Consider the following 17,115-nt stretch of genomic DNA (forward strand, 5'->3'; position numbering starts at 1 on the left):
CTTGCCCATAGAGTCCAGTTATTAGCCAGCTACTGAAAACAGGGCTACGTTGATAGCTCTGCCCGTCCCCTCAGTCCGTAGCCGTGCGGATTCAAAGGAGTGATCGTAATGCCGTCCCTCGATAGTCTGAATTCTCTGAAAACCCTTAAAGTCGATGACAAGACTTACCACTATTTCAGCCTGCCGGATGCCGCCAAGACCTTGGGCGATCTCGACAGGCTGCCGATGTCGCTAAAAGTCCTGCTGGAAAACCTGCTGCGCTGGGAAGATGAAAAAACCGTCACCGGCGCCGACCTCAAGGCCATTGCCGCGTGGCTCAAGGAGCGCCGCTCCGACCGGGAAATCCAGTACCGCCCGGCCCGCGTGCTGATGCAGGACTTTACCGGCGTACCCGCCGTGGTCGATCTGGCCGCGATGCGCGCCGCCATGGCCAAGGCCGGTGGTGATCCGCAGCGGATCAACCCGCTGTCGCCGGTGGATCTGGTGATCGACCACTCGGTGATGGTCGACAAGTTCGCCAGCGCCAGCGCCTTCGAACAGAACGTCGACATCGAAATGCAGCGCAACGGCGAACGCTACGCCTTCCTGCGCTGGGGCCAGAGCGCCTTCGATAACTTCAGCGTGGTGCCGCCGGGCACCGGGATCTGCCACCAGGTCAACCTCGAATACCTCGGCCGCACGGTGTGGACCAAGGACGAAGACGGCCGCACTTATGCCTTCCCCGACACCCTGGTCGGCACCGACTCCCACACCACCATGATCAACGGCCTCGGCGTACTCGGCTGGGGCGTCGGCGGGATCGAGGCGGAAGCGGCGATGCTCGGGCAGCCGGTGTCGATGCTGATTCCGGAAGTGATTGGTTTCAAACTTACCGGCAAACTAAAGGAAGGCATCACCGCCACCGACCTGGTGCTGACCGTCACCCAGATGCTGCGCAAGAAAGGCGTGGTCGGCAAATTCGTCGAGTTCTATGGCGACGGCCTCGCCGACCTGCCGCTGGCCGACCGCGCAACCATCGCCAACATGGCCCCGGAATATGGCGCGACCTGCGGCTTCTTCCCGGTGGATGACGTGACCCTTGACTACCTGCGCCTGTCCGGCCGTCCGCCTGAAGTGGTGAAGCTGGTCGAGGCCTACACCAAGGCTCAGGGTCTGTGGCGCCTGCCCGGTCAGGAACCGGTGTTCACCGACAGTCTGGCGCTGGACATGGGCAGCGTCGAAGCCAGCCTCGCCGGACCGAAACGCCCGCAGGACCGCGTCTCGCTGCCGAATGTCGGCCAGGCGTTCAGCGACTTCCTCGACTTGCAGTTCAAACCCACCAGCAAGGAAGAAGGACGCCTGGAAAGCGAAGGCGGTGGTGGCGTGGCGGTGGGCAATGCCGATCTGGTCGGCGAAACGGATTACGAGTACGACGGCCACACCTATCGCCTGAAAAACGGCGCCGTGGTGATTGCCGCGATCACCTCCTGCACCAACACCTCCAACCCGAGCGTGATGATGGCCGCCGGCCTGCTGGCGAAAAAAGCCGTGGAAAAAGGCCTGACCCGCAAGCCGTGGGTGAAGAGTTCGCTGGCACCGGGGTCGAAAGTGGTCACCGATTACTACAAGGCCGCCGGGCTGACGCAGTACCTCGACCAGCTCGGGTTTTCACTGGTGGGTTACGGCTGCACCACTTGCATCGGCAACTCCGGACCGCTGCCGGAACCGATCGAAAAAGCCATCCAGAAAGCCGATCTGACCGTGGCATCGGTGCTGTCCGGCAACCGCAACTTTGAAGGCCGGGTGCATCCGCTGGTGAAAACCAACTGGCTGGCGTCACCGCCGCTGGTGGTCGCCTACGCCCTGGCCGGCACTGTGCGCACCGATATCAGCAGCGAACCGCTGGGTAACGACCAGCAAGGTAACCCGGTGTACCTGCGTGACATCTGGCCGAGCAGCAAGGAAATCGCCGACGCGGTAAATCAGGTCAACACGGCGATGTTCCACAAGGAATACGCCGAGGTGTTTGCCGGTGACGAACAGTGGCAAGCCATCGAAGTCCCGCAAGCCGCGACCTACGTCTGGCAGGCGGATTCGACCTACATCCAGCATCCGCCGTTCTTCGATGACATTGCCGGGCCATTGCCGGTGATCGCCGATGTGAAAGGTGCGCGAGTGCTGGCGCTATTGGGCGATTCGGTGACCACCGACCACATCTCCCCCGCCGGCAACATCAAGGCCGACAGCCCGGCCGGGCGTTACCTGCGCGAGCAAGGCGTCGAGCCACGGGACTTCAACTCCTACGGCTCGCGCCGGGGCAACCACGAAGTGATGATGCGCGGCACGTTTGCCAATATCCGTATCCGCAACGAAATGCTCGGCGGCGAAGAGGGTGGCAACACGATCTACATTCCGACCGGCGAGAAACTGGCGATCTACGACGCGGCCATGCGTTATCAGGCCTCAGGCACGCCGCTGGTGGTGATTGCCGGGCAAGAATACGGCACCGGTTCCAGCCGCGACTGGGCGGCCAAGGGCACCAATCTGCTGGGCGTGAAAGCGGTGATCGCCGAAAGCTTCGAGCGCATCCACCGCTCCAACCTGGTGGGCATGGGCGTGCTGCCGTTGCAGTTCAAACTGGATCAGAACCGCAAGAGCCTGAACCTCACCGGCAAGGAAACCCTGGATATCCAGGGCCTGAGCGGTGTCGAGCTGACGCCACGGATGAACCTGAGCCTGGTCATCACCCGTGAAGACGGACGGCAGGAGAAAATCGAAGTGCTGTGCCGCATCGACACCTTGAACGAGGTGGAGTACTTCAAGTCCGGCGGGATTCTGCATTACGTGTTGCGCCAGTTGATCGCCTCGTAAGACCTGCAGATGCAGAAACACCGCCAGATCGGCGGTGTTTCTGTTTGAGCACGGCACTTTTCTGCAGACGAAAAAAAACCCGCCGAAGCGGGTTTTTCCCAAGACCATTATCGACTCCCTGTCGGCAGCGATCCTTGCTAATGGTCGATCATCCGTGATCCTGAAACACTCCCTGTGCTTCAGTTGATGAGGCTAGATTACGCTGTGGATCCAATCGGCAATAGTCGAAAAAGCTACTATCGCGTGTAAGACATTCGCCATAGCGGGCCTTCCGAAAACCCTTAGGCGTGTCAGGCATTGAGCGCGGAAGCCGCCAGTTGTGCGACTTTCAGCTGCCCGGCGGCGGCTTTTTGCTCGTCATCCTCCATGAACCATGCGGCAGACAGTCCGGCAAAGGCCAATACCCATTGCAGCAAGCGGCTTCGCTCGATGCCCGCTGTTGCGCAGATCACCTCGACTTGCCGCTGAAAGCGCTCCGGATCGGTGGCCGTCGGCAGTTCCGGGTTGCAGATCAGGTTGGCGTAGTCATAACCACGCTCGCCCCGCACCCGCTTGGGGTCGATGGCCAGCCAGCCCCGTGGGCCGAAATCGAGGACATTGTCGTGGTGCATGTCGCCGTGCAGGACCACCGCGTCCTGCGGTTCGGCGAGCAAGGTATCGGCGATTTGCAGGCATTCGGCGTATTGGCCGCCGTATCGGGCCGCGGCCATTGTTAATGATGCAAACCATGGCGCCAGCTCCACCAACGGCGGTGGCGGCGTCGGTCGCGGTGCGTGCAGGTGCGCCAGCGCTCGACACATGATCCGTGTGGCTTCGTCGTCTTCGCCGTTGAGCGCCATGTGCATCAGCGAACGCTGGCCCATGGCCCGCTCCAGCAACAGGCTCTCGTCGTGATGGGCGAGCACCCGGGCGGCACCGTCGCCGCCCCACCAGGTCATCAGCAGGTTGCCGTACTTTTCCTCCTCGTCCACCGCGACTTTCAGCATCGCCGGAGTATTGCCCTGACGCACAGGTAACAGGCGGCTGCCCGGGGTGATGACCGGCTCGCCGTCCGGCGTCAGCGCCCAGCGTTCCAGCCACGGCGTGAACAGGCCGAGATCAGCCACCCTCACGCTCGCGGGCCCGTTCGCTCTCCGTGAGGAAGTGTTCAAGTCGACTCAACTGTTCCTCCCAGCCCCGGCTGTCCATGTAATACGCCTCTTTCTGGCGCACGTCGGGAATGTGCGCGAAACCGGACTCGGAGACTTTCAGCAACGTGCCGTTCTCGTAGTCCTGCAATTCGAATCTGACCAGGGTGGTCGGTTCCTGGGAGTAGTCGATTTTCGGGTTCACCGCGTAGGGGTGCCAACGGAAGGAGAACAGCTGCTGCGGCTCGACCCGCTCCACCAGCACGTTCCACAACACATGTTCATAACCGGGGTACGTGACCTGCCCTTGGGTCCATTCGCCCGCGATAAACCGCCGGCCCTCCAGCGCAACGCCGAACCACTGGCCGAACGCCTCGGCATCGACCAGGGCGCGCCAGACATGGGAGCGCGGCGACCTGAGCATGATCTTACGTTCAAAGCTGTTGGGTACTGGTTTCATACGTCACCTCCTGTTTTGAACAGTAGGCTTGTATGACCACATGTCCAATCCGAAGTTGTATCAATCCAGTGCAACGGTCGGGTCTGATTGAAATATCCGGCAGTATTTTGGATCACCGGTTCGTCAGAATGCGCACGGATCGGCGCGGCGAAACTGCTAACGTTCCCAGCGAATTGAACGACACAAGGACGTCATCATGCAGCCCTCCCTCCCCGAACGTTACCGTGGCGCCCTGCTCGGCCTGGCCTGCGGCGATGCCGTGGGAACCACCGTCGAATTCCAGCCTCGCGGCAGCTTCCAGCCCCTGACCGACATGGTCGGTGGCGGACCTTTTCACTTGAAGCCCGGACAATGGACCGACGACACCTCGATGGCGTTGTGCCTGGCGGAGAGTCTGCTGAACAAAAACGCATTCGATGCCGCTGATCAGATGGGCCGCTATCTGAACTGGTGGCAATGGGGTTACCTGAGCTCGACCGGCGAATGCTTCGACATTGGCATGACCGTGAGCCAGGCGCTGGATCGCTATCAACACACCGGAGAGCCGTTTGCCGGCTCCACCGATCCCGATAGCGCCGGCAATGGCTCGTTGATGCGACTGGTGCCCGTGGTTCTGTTTTATTTCCCCGATGCCCGGCAAATCAGGCGATTCGCCGCCGACAGTTCACGCACCACACACGCGGCGCCCGAGGCCATCGAATGTTGCCAGTTGTTTGCCGAACTGCTCTGCAAGGCCCTGGAAGGCGCATCGAAAGCGCAACTGCGCACTCTGCCCCAAACATCCTTCAACCAGCCCAAGGTGGCGGCGATTGCCCGGGGTAACTACCTGCACAAGACCGAGCGCGACATTCGCGGCAGCGGCTACTGCGTCGAATCCCTGGAAGCGGCGCTATGGTGCTTCCAGCATACCGACAGTTTTTCCGCAGCCATCCTGCAGGCGGCGAATCTGGGCGATGACGCGGACACCACGGCCGCCATCGTCGGTCAGTTGGCCGGTGCCCATTACGGCGTGCAGGGAATCCCGTCCGCGTGGCTGGAAAAACTGCATGACGGAGAGGAAATTGCGGCGACTGCCGAACGGTTGCTCAACGCATCCAGACATCGCACACCTTGTTAGCGCGACGAAGCCGCTAAACTGCCCGGCAAGTTCATTCATCATCAAAGCGAGATGACTCATGTCCCCACGCCTGCTTCTGGCCCTGACACCCTTTCTTTTCACTTCCGTCGTCCACGCCGCCGTGGACTGCGCCAATGCCAGCGATCAGGCGACGATGAATCAGTGCGCCGCGCAGGAAAACAAGACGGCGGACAAGGAGTTGAATACGGTTTATCAACAGATCACAGCTCGGCTGAAGGACAACCCTGAGGGCAAAAAAATGCTGGTGAGCGCGCAACGGGCATGGATCGGCTTTCGCGATGCCGAGTGCAAGTTTTCGGCATCCGGGGTGGCAGGCGGGAGTGTTTATCCGTTGATCTACAACAATTGCATCACCTCAGTGACAAAGACGCGAACCGAGGCGCTCAAGCAGTATTTGAAGTGTGAGGAAGGTGACATGAGCTGTCCGGTACCCGGGGCCTGACTTTCTGTAGCGGTTTCGAGGGCCTCTTCGCGGGCAAGCCCGCTCCCACATTTGAACCGCATTTCAAATGTGGGAGCGAGCTTGCTAGCGATGGCTTCAGGGCGATGGCAAGCACCACCGGTGCTACGGCAGGTGGGGTGCCTCAGCGTTGCCACACCTCGCCATTTACGAAAAACGCTCGGGCATTGTCTTCGAGACTTTCCAGGTGATAACCGCCCTCCTGCACGATCAGGCATGGCAGATCCAGGCTGCGGATCCGCTCACCCAGTACCGCAAAGCCCTCACGAGTCACGGCGACTTTGCTTTGTGGGTCCAGCTCATAGATATCGAAACCCAGCGACAGCACCAGCACCTCGGCGCCGAACTCGCGCACCGCGTTCAATGCGACGTCCAGTTGCCCAAGAAAATCCGCTTCGCTTGAACCATGGGCCATCGGCAGGTTGAGATTGAAGCCCTCCCCCGCGCCGCTGCCGCGTTCGTCGGCGAACCCGGCGACGCCCGGATAGAAGTTGGTCGGATCACCATGCACCGAGACGTAGAGCACGTCATCGCGGTCGTAGAAAATCTCCTGGATGCCCTGACCGTGGTGCATGTCGGTGTCGAGCACGGCGACTTTTTCAAACTTGTCACGCAGCACCTGCGCCGCCACCGCCGCGTTGTTCACGTAGCAGAAACCGCCCGCCGCTTCGGCCCGGGCATGGTGCCCCGGCGGACGGCACAAGGCGTAGGCCGCCGGCTCACCGTCGATCAAGGCTTGCGCACCGGCCACTGCGCTTTGCGCCGACCAGTAGGCGGAACGCCAGGTCTGCTCGCCGACCGGGCAACTGCCGTCCGCCAGATAGCGCGCCGCCTGGGCGAGGATGCCGCGCAAGGCGTTGGGCTCGCGGACGAAGATGTTCGACATCACTTCATCGCCCCAGTCTTCGGGGATTTCTTTCCAGCGTGCATGCGCTTCCTGAAGGAACGTCAGATACGGCGCACCGTGTACCGCCAGCAACGGTGCGAGGCCGGCATCGATCGGCTGCTCGACACTGAAACCCAAACCGTGGGCGGCCTGCACCAGACGTTGCGCACGCTCGGGGACTTCCTGCGGCGTGCGCATCTGCCCCCGCGAGTAATAGCTGCGTGGATGGTGGAGCAATTGTTCGGGGTGGAAAAAACTGCGCATGGTTCAGGCTCCCTGTTCGATTCGACCGGCGCGGGCCAGCACGGCGTTGAGCAATACATCGGTGCCCTGCTTCACATCTTCGGGCAACACGTCTTCGGCTTCGTTGTGGCTCAGGCCGCCAACGCACGGGATGAACACCATCGCCGTCGGGCAGTAGCGTGCAAGATGAATCGCGTCATGCCCGGCGCCGCTGACAATCGACTGCTGAGCGTAGCCCAGCGCATCTACCGCTTCTTGCACCGCCGCCACGCACTCGGCGTCGAACGGTGTGGCCGGGCTGATCCAGTGCGGGGTGATCGTCAGATTCAGACCTCGCCCATCGGCGATCGCCTGCAGGCGGGCGCGGACTTGTTGCTCCATGGTGGCAATGGCGTCGTCGCGGTGATGACGCAGATCGACGGTGAAATTCACCAGCCCCGGAATGGTGTTGCGCGAGGACTTGTTGATGCTCAACTCGCCGACCGTGGTCAGGCCTTCGGGGGCAAAATCCGTGGCCAGGCCTTCAATCGCCTGAATCATCCGCGCCACGCCGTACAGCGCATCTTTGCGCAGCGGCATCGGCGTGGTGCCGGCGTGAGCGGCCATGCCTTCGACACGCACATCGAGCCAGCGGATCGCCTGACCGCCCGTGACCACGCCGATGCTTTTGGCGTTGTCCTCGAGGATCGGGCCTTGCTCGATGTGCGCTTCAAAATACGCATCCACCGCGCCGCCCAACGGACGTTCACCGGCGTAACCGGTACGCTGCAAAGCCTCGGCAACGCTGATGCCATCGACATCACGTACCGCCAGCGCGGCGTTCAGATCCATGATCCCGGTGAACACCGCCGAGCCGAACATGGCCGGGGTGAAGCGTGCGCCTTCTTCGTTGGTCCATACTGCCACTTCCAGCGGTTTGCGGGTCTGGATGTTCAGGTCGTTGAGGCAACGTACCACTTCCAGCCCGGCGAGCACGCCGTAGACACCGTCGAATCGCCCGCCTTCGGGCTGGGTGTCGAGGTGGCTGCCCATCATCACCGGCGCGGCGTCCGGATCGGTGCCGGCGCGACGGGCGAACAGGTTGCCGATGGCATCCACGCTCAGGGTCATGCCGGCTTCGCGGCACCAGTGGGCGAACAGTTCGCGACCGGCCTTGTCTTCGTCGCTCAATGCCAGACGGCAGCTGCCGCCGCGGGCTGTCGCACCGATTTCGGCCATGGCCATCAGGCTCGCCCACAGGCGTTCGCCATTGATTTTCAACATGAGGTTCTCCTGAAATTCCGGGTCAGGCACGGGCCAGTTCCGCGCGATGAGCACTGGCGTGACGACGGGCGAGGGACAGCACGCACACCAGCGAAATGCCGGCGATCAGGCTGTAGAACACCGCCATCGGCCACCACTGCCCGGTGAACTTGTGAGCGAGCATCGTGCCGATCAGCGGCGTCAGCCCACCGGCCACCGCGCCGCAAATCTGATAGGCGAGCGAGATCGCGGTGTAGCGCACGCGAGTCTCGAACATGCCGCTGACATAACCGGCGATCACCGCATAGAACGAGGCCATGCACACCACCGCCAGCGCGATGCCGAGGATGATCAGCGGCGCCTGGGCGGAGCTGACCAGCACGAACATCGGATACGGCGAGGCCATCGCCAGCAGAGACACCAGGCACAGGAAACGTGTCGCGCCGATCTTCTCCGCCGTCCACGCGGCCAGCGGCTGAATGCAGAACTGAATGATTGCGACGAAAAACAGGCATTCGAGAATCAGCGAACGTGGCAGCGCCAGTTGCTGAGTGGTGTAGGCGATCATGAAGGTGTTGGTGAAATACACCCCGGCGATGCCCAGCGTGTTGGCACCGATGCACAGCAACAGTGGGCGCCACGCGGTGCGCAGGACTTCCATCACCGGCGCCTGCTCTTTCTTGATTTGCTTGCTGGCCTGCTCGCGGCTGGCGAGGAATTCCGGTGACTCATTCACGCCCAGACGAATCGCCAGGCCCACCAACAGCAACAGCGCACTGGCGAGGAACGGCAGACGCCAGCCCCAGCTCATCAGGTCTTCTTCCGGCAAACGGGTCACGGCACTGAAGGCCAGCAGCGACAGGATCAAACCCGCCGGACTGCCCAGTTGCGCGAACGAGGCGAAGAAATTGCGCCGGCCCTTCGGCGCATGCTCACCGGCCATCAACACCGCCCCGCCCCACTCACCACCGACGGCAATGCCCTGGACGATGCGCAACAGAATCAGCAGCACCGGTGCTGCCGCGCCGATCTGCGCGTAGGTCGGCAGCAGACCGATGCACACCGTGACCACACCCATCATGAGCAGCGTGATGATCAGGGATTTCTTGCGGCCGATGCGGTCGCCAATATGGCCGAAGATGATCCCGCCCAATGGCCGGGCAAAGAAGCCTACGGCGAAGGTTCCGAACGCCGCCATGGTGCTGAACAGCGGATCGTCGGAAGGAAAGAACAGCGCGCCGAACACCAGCGCGGCGGCGGTGGCGTAGATGTAAAAGTCGTACCACTCGATCATGGTGCCGATGAAGGCTGCGGCCGCCGCACGGCGCGGCTGGTTCGAAGCGTGGGGCTTCATGGGGTAGGGCTCCTTTGATTGTTTTTTTGGCAGGAGGAAAACGTAAATCCAAGGCGCTCTGGCGGCGCCTGTCGTGGGGTGATTTATCGTCCCGGGGCTATGATTAGTCAATTTTCTATTTATTATTCCGAGTATTACCTCACCTTATAATCGAGAGCCGCCATGGCCGAACGCGATGTCCAACGCCTGCTCAACGACCGCCTGGACTGGAACCTTTTGCGCACCTTCCGGGTGATCGGCCAGGAGCTGAGCATCAGCCGCGCCGCCGCGCGTCTGCACCTGACTCAACCGGCGGTGAGCCAGGCACTCAAGCGTCTGGAGGAGCAACTGGGTCGCCAGCTAATCGCCCGGCGCGGCCCACGCTTTGCCCTCACCGAAGTCGGCGAGCAGATCTTCGAACTGGCCGGCGAGATCTACGGGCAAATGTCCCAGGTCAGCAGCCTGCTGGAGCAACCGGCCGACGAGGTGATCGGCAAGGTGCGGTTGCTGATCATCAGCCGGATCTTTTCTGAGCGCTTCGATGACTTCCTCGCTGACTTTCATCGGCAGTATCCACGGGTGGATCTGGAGGTCGATGTGATGCGCAGTTCGGACATCGTCAGCGCGCTTCAGGAGAAAACCGCGACCCTTGGTCTGAGCCTCAATCGCCGCCCGCAACCGCGTCTGGAACAGCGTCTGTTTCTGCGTCAACGCTATGCGTTCTTCTGTGGCAAACACCATGCACTGTTTGGCCGACAGGACATCGGCGAAGGCGATTTGCAGCGTGAGAATTTCGTCAGTTTCACCAGCGACCAGATTGGCGGCATGCTCTCGCCGCTGACGATTTTTCGCGATCAACAGGGCTTCAGCGGACGCATCGTTGCGTCATCGCCGAGCCTGGAAGAAGTACGGCGACTGGTGATCGCCGGGTTCGGTATCGGTTGCCTGCCGGAGCACGTGGTGGCAGCGGACGTCGAGGCCGGATTGCTCTGGCGCCTGCCGCCCCACGAGGGTATTGCCGATGTCGACATTCATCTGCTGTGGAACCGCGACCAGCGCATGAGTCGCGCCGAGACGCTGTTCATCGAGCGTTTACAGGCCTGTCTGGCGGATCAATAACCGAGCAGTCGATCCGCGCTGTTGAGCAGCGGTTCGCCGACGTTCAAACGGCGAAAGTTCTCGGCAATCTGCTCGGCGATGCAGTCGTGCGAAGCCGCCGAAGCCATGTGCGGGGTGACGGTTACACCCGGAGTTTTCCACAGCGAATGCTCGGCGGGCAGCGGTTCCTGCTCGAAGACATCCAGCAATGCACCGCGCAGTTTTCCACGGGCCAGTGCCTGTTGCAGATCATCGATGTTCAGGTGCCCGCCGCGCCCGACATTGACCAGCGCCGCGCCGTTGGCCAGCCGTTCGAAAGTCTGCTGATTGAGGATGCCGCGAGTCTCGTGAGTCAGCGGCAACAGATTGATCAGCAACTCCACGCCGTCGAGGAACGGGTGGAAGGCACCGGTGCCGGCAAAGGTCTGCACGCCCGGTAAATCCTTTTTGCTGCGCGCCCAGCCACGCACGTCATAACCGGCACTGGCCAGGTCTTGGGCAATCGCGCTGCCGAGCGAGCCGAGTCCCATCACACCGATCCGGAACTCACGGGCCGGGCGTTGCAGCGGTCGCTCCCAATGCTGTTGGCGTTGTTGCTCGAGCACTTGATCGAAGCCGCGATGAAAGTGAATCACCGCCCAGCGCACATACTCGGTCATGCCTTGGCGATGGCCGGGATCAACTACCCTGCACACTGGCAAATCCGGGCACGACGGATCGTGCTCCAGGTGATCAATGCCGGCGGCGACCGAGTGAATCACTTGCAGATTAGGCAACGCGGCGAGGCTGTCCGGCAGCGGAAACCAGCACGCCGCGATCTGCGCATTCGCCGCCCGGGGATCGTCGGCAAGCACCACTGAAAGCTGCGGCGCACGGCGGGCAAAGGCTTCCTGCAATTGTTTGAGCAACAGCGTATCGCGGGACATCAGTGCAACGGTGTTCATGACAGATAGGACTCGCGCTGGGATTCGATCAGGGTCAATGCGGCCTCCCAGGCCAGGTCGATGATGTTGTCCTGCTCATCGCGGTCAAACTGTTCGGCGGTGTGGGCACAGACTTCCGGCGACGGGAAATGCAGCTCGCAACCGCCGGCCAGCGCTTGCACTTGAGCCTGGCAGGCGCGCTCCAGAAAGTGGATTTCCTGGAACGCCTGGGCCACGCTCGAACCGCCGACCAGCAGGCCGTGATTGCGCAGGATCATCGCCCGGTGCGGGCCGAGGTCGGCGATCAACCGATCGCGCTCGTCCAGCGACAGAGCGATACCTTCGTAGGTGTGGTAAGCGAGTTTTCCGTAGAACTTCAACGCGTGTTGACTGATCGGCAGCAGGCCTTGTTTCTGAGCGGCGACAGCCATGCCGGCGGCGGTGTGGGTGTGAATCACGCAGTTCAGATCCGGCCGCGCCATGTGGATCGCCGAGTGGATCACGAAGCCGGCAGCGTTGACCCGATGCCCGGCGTACTCAGGGTCGACGATGCGCCCGTCCTGATCGATGCGCACCAGATCGGAGGCGCGCATGCGGTCGAAAATCACGCCGTAGCGGTTGATCAGGAAATGATGCTCAGGCCCCGGAATCCGCAGGGTGATGTGGGTGTCGATCAGGTCGGTCATGCGAAAGTGCGCGATCAATCGGTACAACGCCGCGAGCTCGCAACGGGCTTGCCATTCGATCGGGTCAATGTGGGCGGGCTTACTCACGAATACACCTCTTTGTTGGTATGAAGGACGACCGGGTTGGCCCGCAAGCGCGCGAGGCCGCAGACACCGATCAGAGACAAGGCCGACAGCAGCGTGAAGAACACCGCCAATGGCAGCCACTGTACGGAGAACTTGCTGGCCAGCAGCGTGCCGATCAGCGGCGTGGTACCGCCGGCCAACGCACAGCTCAACTGGTAAGCGATGGAGATCCCCGAGTAGCGCAGGTGCACCGGGAAGGCCTGAGTCATGTACCCGGCGATCACCGCGTACAAGGCCGAGAGAATCACCACCGCGACAGCGATGCCGAGGGTCATCAACAGAATGTTTTGAGTGCCGACCAGCAGGAACATCGGGTACGGCGTGCCCATGCACAGCAACGCCACCAACATCAGGAATCGGCCTTCGCCGATGCGCTCGGCGAGCAGTGCCGATAACGGTTGCGACAGCAGTTGAATGACTGTCACCAGGAACAGGCAGTCGAGAATGGTCGCGCGCGGAATGCCCTGATATTGGGTGACGTAGGTGATCATGAAGGTGTTGGTGAAGAAGAACCCGGCCGAGCCGATGGTGACTGCGGCGGCGGCGAACAGGATCTGCCGCCAGCACTGACGGATCACGTCTTTCACCGGGTACTTCGCCGTCTCGTTGTTGTCCCTGGCCTTGGCGAATTCCGGCGACTCATGCACCCCGGAGCGGATCATCAACCCGACCATCATCAGCACGCCGCTGGCAAGAAACGGTAGACGCCAACCCCAGGCGAGGAAGTCTTCCGGCGACAGCGACGTCACCAGTCGAAACGCGATCAACGCCAGCAGCAAACCCGCCGGGCTACCGAGTTGTGCAAAGGAGGCATAGAAGGTTTTACGCTTGGCCGGGGCGTGCTCACTGGCCATCAACACTGCCCCGCCCCACTCGCCGCCGACGGAAATGCCCTGAATCAGGCGCAACACGATCAGTCCGATGGGCGCCCAGATGCCGACGCTGGCGTAGCTCGGCAACATACCGATACCCGCCGTGGCCAAGCCCATCAACGCCATGGTCACCAGCAGCATTTTCTTGCGACCGAGACGATCGCCCAAATGACCGAACACCATCCCGGCCATCGGGCGGGCGATGAAGCCGACAGCAAAACTGCCGAACGCGGCGAGGGTGCTGGTCACCGGGTCGCTGCTGGGAAAGAACACTTGCCCGAGCACCAGCGCGGCGGCGGTGGCGTAGATGTAGAAATCGTAGAACTCGATGGTCGTGCCAATGAAGGCAGCGGCCGCGGCGCGACGCGGCTGAGCGGTGGTGTGCATGCAAGAACCCTGTGTATTTATAGTTTTGGGCAGGTGTCGAGGCGGCTGACGGTCGCGCTCTGTGGCGCTTGTGGGCTTTATCGCTTCCGTGAAAGGATTAGTCAATTTTCAAAAACTTATCTTTACTATTAGCGTGGCTACTACATGACCTCCTCCGCAAATCCCTGGATTGGCCGGCGGTTTCTCAATGACCGGCTGGACTGGAACCTGCTCCGCACGTATCTGGTGATCGGGCAGGAAGGCAGCATGAGCCGTGCCGCTGCCCGCTTGCACATCACCCAGTCGGCAGTCAGCCAGGCGTTGAAACGTCTCGAAGAACAACTGGATTGTGTGTTGATTGCGCGCAGTGGAAGGCGCTTTGATCTGACGGAAACCGGGGAAGAAGTCCTGCGGATTGCGGCGGATATCTACGGCGATATTTCCCGTTTGGGCACGGTGGTCGAGAACCGCCATGACGACGTTGTCGGCAAGATCCGCATCCTCACCGTCAGTGGCGTGCAGGCGCGGCATTACGACGAGTTTCTTGCGGACTTCCACGAAACTCACCCGAAAATCGAGCTGGAAGTCGAGGTGATGGGCAGCTCGAACATCATCAGTTCATTGCTGCAAAAGACCGCTACGGTAGGTGTCGGATTGTGTCGTCTACCGCAGCCGAGGCTGGAACAACGGGTTTTGTTTCGTGAGCGCTATGCGTACTTTTGCGGACAGCGGCACCGGCTGTTCGGGCAGCAGAATCTGACGCTGGAGCAACTCGCGGCAGAAAACTTTGTCAGCTTCACCAGTGATCAGCTCGGCGGCAATCTTTCGCCGTTGACGCTGTTTCGTGATCAACAGGGCTTTACCGGCAAGATCGTCGCATCCTCCACCAGTTTCGAAGAGATTTACCGTCTGATCTGCGCAGGCTTCGGAATTGGCTGTCTGCCGATTCACCTGGTTCGGCGGGATGTCGAACAGGGCTTGCTGTGGCGTTTGCCGCCGGAGGATGGGGTGGTGGATTTCGATATTCAGCTGCTGTGGAATCGCGAGCAGAAGATGACTCAGGCTGAAACGGTGTTCCTCGACAGCTTCCAGCACATGCTCAGCTTGCGTGAGCCTGTGCTGTGAAGCTGTGACGGATTACACGTGGGGATCGCCCGGCGCTTTGGTCGGCGCCGCGTATTGCGGCTTGAGGTGACCGTCCTGGTCGAGTAGCCAGGCGTCCATGATCTGCCGCACTACGGGACCTGCGACGCGGCCACCGGCCTCGCCGTTTTCGATCATCACCGAGATCACGATCTTCGGATGTTCGGCGGGCGCAAAGCCAACGAACAAGGCGTTGTCACGGTGACGTTCGAGGGTTTTCTCGCGGTTGTAGCGCTCGCCCTGCTTGATCGCCACCACCTGCGCCGTACCGCTCTTGCCGGCGATGCGGTATTGCGCACCGGCCGCCGCCGCACGGGCAATGCCTCGGGCATCGTGCATCACCATCTGCATGCCATGATTGACCTGTTCCCAGTCACGGGGATCCTTTAGCAGGATATTCGGCATCGGGTGTTCGTCCACCGGTGCTACACCGTCGACGGTCTTGGCAAGATGCGGACGGTTCCAGACGCCCTTGTTGGCGATCAACGCGGTGGCCTGAGCCAGTTGCAGTGGCGTGACCTGCATGTAGCCCTGACCGATACCGAGGATCACGGTTTCGCCGGGGAACCAGGCTTGTCGGCGCGTGGCGCGCTTCCAGGCCTGGGACGGCATCAGGCCGGGTGACTCCTCGAACATGTCGAGCGAGACTTTCTCGCCGAGACCGAACATCGCCATGTAGTCATGCAGGCGATCGATGCCGAGCTTGTGCGCCAAGTCGTAGAAGTAGGTGTCGTTGGAGCGCATGATCGCCGCGTCCATGTCCACCCAGCCGTCGCCGCTGTGGTTCCAGTTGCGGTATTTGTGGTCGAAGTCCGGGAGTTGGTAGTAGCCAGGATCGAAGACGCGGGTCTGAGGCGTGACCACGCCGGCATCGAGACCGGCAATCGCCACCTCTGGCTTGATCGTCGAACCGGGCGCGTACAGACCGCGCAAAACACGGTTGAACAGCGGGCGGTCGATGGAATCGCGCAACGCGGAGTATTCCTTGGAGCTGATACCGGTCACGAACAGATTGGGGTCGAAGCTCGGGTTGCTGACCATGGCCAGCACTTCTCCGGTCGAGGGGTCCAGTGCAACGACCGAGCCGCGACGGTCGCCCAGTGCGGCTTCGGCGGCTTCCTGGAGTTTGACGTCAAGGCTCAGAACGATGTTTTTGCCGGGTATCGGATCGGTGTGTTTCAGCACGCGCAGTACGCGGCCCTGAGCATTGGTCTCAACTTCCTCGTAACCGACGTGGCCGTGCAGTTGCGGCTCGTAGAAGCGTTCGATACCGGTCTTGCCGATGGATTGGGTGCCACGGTACTCGACAGAATCGAGAGTCTTGGATTCTTTTTCGTTGATACGGCCGACATAGCCGATCGAGTGTGCGAAGTGTGCGCCCAATGGATAGTTACGAACGAATTGCGGCTCGACATCCAGACCCGGCAGGCGGAACTCGTTGACTGCCAGCACGGCGATCTGTTCTTCGGTCAGCTCATAGAACAGCGTTACCGGTGTAAACGGGTGACGCGACTGCTTCATGGCCTTGTCGAAGACTGTGCGGTCTTCGGCGGGCAGGTGCAGAAGGTTGATGACTTCATCCAGCTCCTGGTTGACGTCAGTCGCGCGTTCACGGGTGATGGTCAGGTTGTAGCTGGGACGGTTATCGGCCAGCAACACGCCGTTGCGATCGTAGATCAAGCCGCGTGTCGGCGGGATCGGCAGGACATGGACACGATTGTTTTCGGAGATGGTCGAGTGGTAGTCGAACTCGACGACTTGCAAGATGTACAGGCGCACCACCAAGGCGCAACTAATGGCGAAGACGAACAAGGCACAGGCGATCAGGCGTTTGTTGACCAGCCGCGTCTCTTTTTCGTGATCTTTGATTGGGATGGGTTCGGGCATTTCTGCAGCCACTCTTTGACAAAAAAATGAGCGCCGATCCTTGGGCGTGACATCAGTCCGTTAAAAAACGAGCTGCACCATACCAAAAACCGGGCGGTCATTTCAGAGGGATTTCCCCAATGGTTGCGATCGTGACGGTTGGAGCTTCAGCTTCCTCCAGGCACTTTCCTGCGGACAAAACAAAACCCCAACTGCTTTCGCAATTGGGGTTTCGGAATTTAATCTTGACGATGACCTACTCTCACATGGGGAAACCCCACACTACCATCGGCGAT

Annotated in this window: 14 protein-coding genes; 5 read left to right on the plus strand and 9 right to left on the minus strand. The window is 61.2% G+C overall.

Annotation, left to right across the window (positions count from 1 at the left end):
• Positions 1-108 precede the first annotated feature (108 nt).
• A complete protein-coding gene (gene acnA, locus CAF76_RS27185; protein ID WP_085649308.1) occupies positions 109-2,850 on the plus strand; it encodes an aconitate hydratase AcnA in 2,742 nt (913 codons plus the stop codon).
• A 290-nt stretch (positions 2,851-3,140) separates the two neighbouring features.
• Here the strand turns inward: acnA and CAF76_RS27190 are convergent, their stop codons facing one another.
• Together CAF76_RS27190 and CAF76_RS27195 are read right to left on the minus strand one after the other, a co-directional pair.
• Positions 3,141-3,956 (minus strand): aminoglycoside phosphotransferase family protein, encoded by an 816-nt coding sequence (locus CAF76_RS27190; RefSeq protein ID WP_085649309.1) that lies wholly within the window; start codon positions 3,954-3,956, stop codon positions 3,141-3,143.
• Positions 3,949-4,437, minus strand: a complete 489-nt coding sequence (locus CAF76_RS27195) for an SRPBCC family protein (protein ID WP_064598144.1) — start codon at positions 4,435-4,437, stop codon at positions 3,949-3,951. Before CAF76_RS27195 ends, CAF76_RS27190 begins: the two co-directional genes overlap by 8 nt.
• A gap of 196 nt (positions 4,438-4,633) precedes the next feature.
• Here CAF76_RS27195 and CAF76_RS27200 point away from each other — a divergent pair, with 196 nt between their 5' ends.
• Entirely contained in the window at positions 4,634-5,554 is a 921-nt protein-coding gene (locus CAF76_RS27200; RefSeq protein ID WP_085649310.1) for an ADP-ribosylglycohydrolase family protein, read from the plus strand.
• 58 nt (positions 5,555-5,612) lie between these two features.
• The gene (locus CAF76_RS27205; protein ID WP_085649311.1) at positions 5,613-6,017 is read left to right on the plus strand and encodes a lysozyme inhibitor LprI family protein; all 405 of its coding nucleotides are present in this window, start codon (positions 5,613-5,615) and stop codon (positions 6,015-6,017) included.
• Positions 6,018-6,159: 142 nt separating this feature from the next.
• Here CAF76_RS27205 and CAF76_RS27210 read toward each other — a convergent pair whose 3' ends face one another.
• Genes CAF76_RS27210 through CAF76_RS27220 form a run of 3 tightly spaced genes read right to left on the minus strand, consistent with a single transcriptional unit; the run spans position 6,160 to position 9,760 of the window.
• Positions 6,160-7,185, minus strand: coding sequence for a histone deacetylase family protein (locus tag CAF76_RS27210; protein WP_085649312.1), 1,026 nt, complete (start codon positions 7,183-7,185; stop codon positions 6,160-6,162).
• Between the two features lie 3 nt (positions 7,186-7,188).
• The gene (locus tag CAF76_RS27215) at positions 7,189-8,427 is read right to left on the minus strand and encodes a Zn-dependent hydrolase (RefSeq protein WP_085649313.1); all 1,239 of its coding nucleotides are present in this window, start codon (positions 8,425-8,427) and stop codon (positions 7,189-7,191) included.
• A 22-nt stretch (positions 8,428-8,449) separates the two neighbouring features.
• On the minus strand, positions 8,450-9,760 hold the full coding sequence (locus CAF76_RS27220) for an MFS transporter (protein WP_085649314.1): 1,311 nt from the start codon (positions 9,758-9,760) through the stop codon (positions 8,450-8,452).
• A gap of 162 nt (positions 9,761-9,922) precedes the next feature.
• Here CAF76_RS27220 and CAF76_RS27225 point away from each other — a divergent pair, with 162 nt between their 5' ends.
• Positions 9,923-10,858, plus strand: a complete 936-nt coding sequence (locus CAF76_RS27225) for a LysR family transcriptional regulator (RefSeq protein ID WP_007953119.1) — start codon at positions 9,923-9,925, stop codon at positions 10,856-10,858.
• Here CAF76_RS27225 and CAF76_RS27230 read toward each other — a convergent pair.
• The 3 genes from CAF76_RS27230 to CAF76_RS27240 are packed head-to-tail and all read right to left on the minus strand — an operon-like array spanning position 10,852 to position 13,831.
• Complete coding sequence (locus tag CAF76_RS27230; RefSeq protein ID WP_085649315.1) at positions 10,852-11,781, minus strand: glyoxylate/hydroxypyruvate reductase A; 930 nt, start codon at positions 11,779-11,781, stop codon at positions 10,852-10,854. The two genes, CAF76_RS27225 and CAF76_RS27230, sit on opposite strands and share 7 nt — an antisense overlap.
• On the minus strand, positions 11,778-12,533 hold the full coding sequence (locus tag CAF76_RS27235; RefSeq protein WP_064598177.1) for a class II aldolase/adducin family protein: 756 nt from the start codon (positions 12,531-12,533) through the stop codon (positions 11,778-11,780). The genes CAF76_RS27230 and CAF76_RS27235 overlap by 4 nt, the downstream gene beginning before the upstream one ends.
• Positions 12,530-13,831: an MFS transporter gene (locus CAF76_RS27240; RefSeq protein ID WP_085649316.1), complete on the minus strand. Its 1,302-nt coding sequence runs from the start codon at positions 13,829-13,831 to the stop codon at positions 12,530-12,532. Before CAF76_RS27240 ends, CAF76_RS27235 begins: the two co-directional genes overlap by 4 nt.
• Positions 13,832-13,975: 144 nt before the next feature.
• On the opposite strand from CAF76_RS27240, the gene CAF76_RS27245 reads away from it, so the two are divergent.
• Positions 13,976-14,935, plus strand: a complete 960-nt coding sequence (locus CAF76_RS27245) for a LysR family transcriptional regulator (RefSeq protein WP_064381145.1) — start codon at positions 13,976-13,978, stop codon at positions 14,933-14,935.
• Positions 14,936-14,947: 12 nt separating this feature from the next.
• Here CAF76_RS27245 and mrdA read toward each other — a convergent pair whose 3' ends face one another.
• Entirely contained in the window at positions 14,948-16,840 is a 1,893-nt protein-coding gene (gene mrdA, locus CAF76_RS27250; RefSeq protein WP_085649317.1) for a penicillin-binding protein 2, read from the minus strand.
• Positions 16,841-17,115 lie beyond the last annotated feature (275 nt).

It is taken from the genome of Pseudomonas sp. B40(2017) (assembly GCF_002112855.1).
GTDB classification, from domain to species: domain Bacteria; phylum Pseudomonadota; class Gammaproteobacteria; order Pseudomonadales; family Pseudomonadaceae; genus Aquipseudomonas; species Aquipseudomonas pharyngis.

Coding starts and splice junctions, on each gene's coding strand:
- CAF76_RS27195 (WP_064598144.1), bottom strand. CDS start 4,437: ATGAAACCAGTACCCAACAGCTTTGAACGTAAGATCATGCTCAGGTCG.
- CAF76_RS27210 (WP_085649312.1), bottom strand. CDS start 7,185: ATGCGCAGTTTTTTCCACCCCGAACAATTGCTCCACCATCCACGCAGC.
- CAF76_RS27215 (WP_085649313.1), bottom strand. CDS start 8,427: ATGTTGAAAATCAATGGCGAACGCCTGTGGGCGAGCCTGATGGCCATG.
- CAF76_RS27230 (WP_085649315.1), bottom strand. CDS start 11,781: ATGAACACCGTTGCACTGATGTCCCGCGATACGCTGTTGCTCAAACAA.
- CAF76_RS27200 (WP_085649310.1), top strand. CDS start 4,634: ATGCAGCCCTCCCTCCCCGAACGTTACCGTGGCGCCCTGCTCGGCCTG.
- mrdA (WP_085649317.1), bottom strand. CDS start 16,840: ATGCCCGAACCCATCCCAATCAAAGATCACGAAAAAGAGACGCGGCTG.
- acnA (WP_085649308.1), top strand. CDS start 109: ATGCCGTCCCTCGATAGTCTGAATTCTCTGAAAACCCTTAAAGTCGAT.
- CAF76_RS27220 (WP_085649314.1), bottom strand. CDS start 9,760: ATGAAGCCCCACGCTTCGAACCAGCCGCGCCGTGCGGCGGCCGCAGCC.
- CAF76_RS27245 (WP_064381145.1), top strand. CDS start 13,976: ATGACCTCCTCCGCAAATCCCTGGATTGGCCGGCGGTTTCTCAATGAC.
- CAF76_RS27225 (WP_007953119.1), top strand. CDS start 9,923: ATGGCCGAACGCGATGTCCAACGCCTGCTCAACGACCGCCTGGACTGG.
- CAF76_RS27240 (WP_085649316.1), bottom strand. CDS start 13,831: ATGCACACCACCGCTCAGCCGCGTCGCGCCGCGGCCGCTGCCTTCATT.
- CAF76_RS27205 (WP_085649311.1), top strand. CDS start 5,613: ATGTCCCCACGCCTGCTTCTGGCCCTGACACCCTTTCTTTTCACTTCC.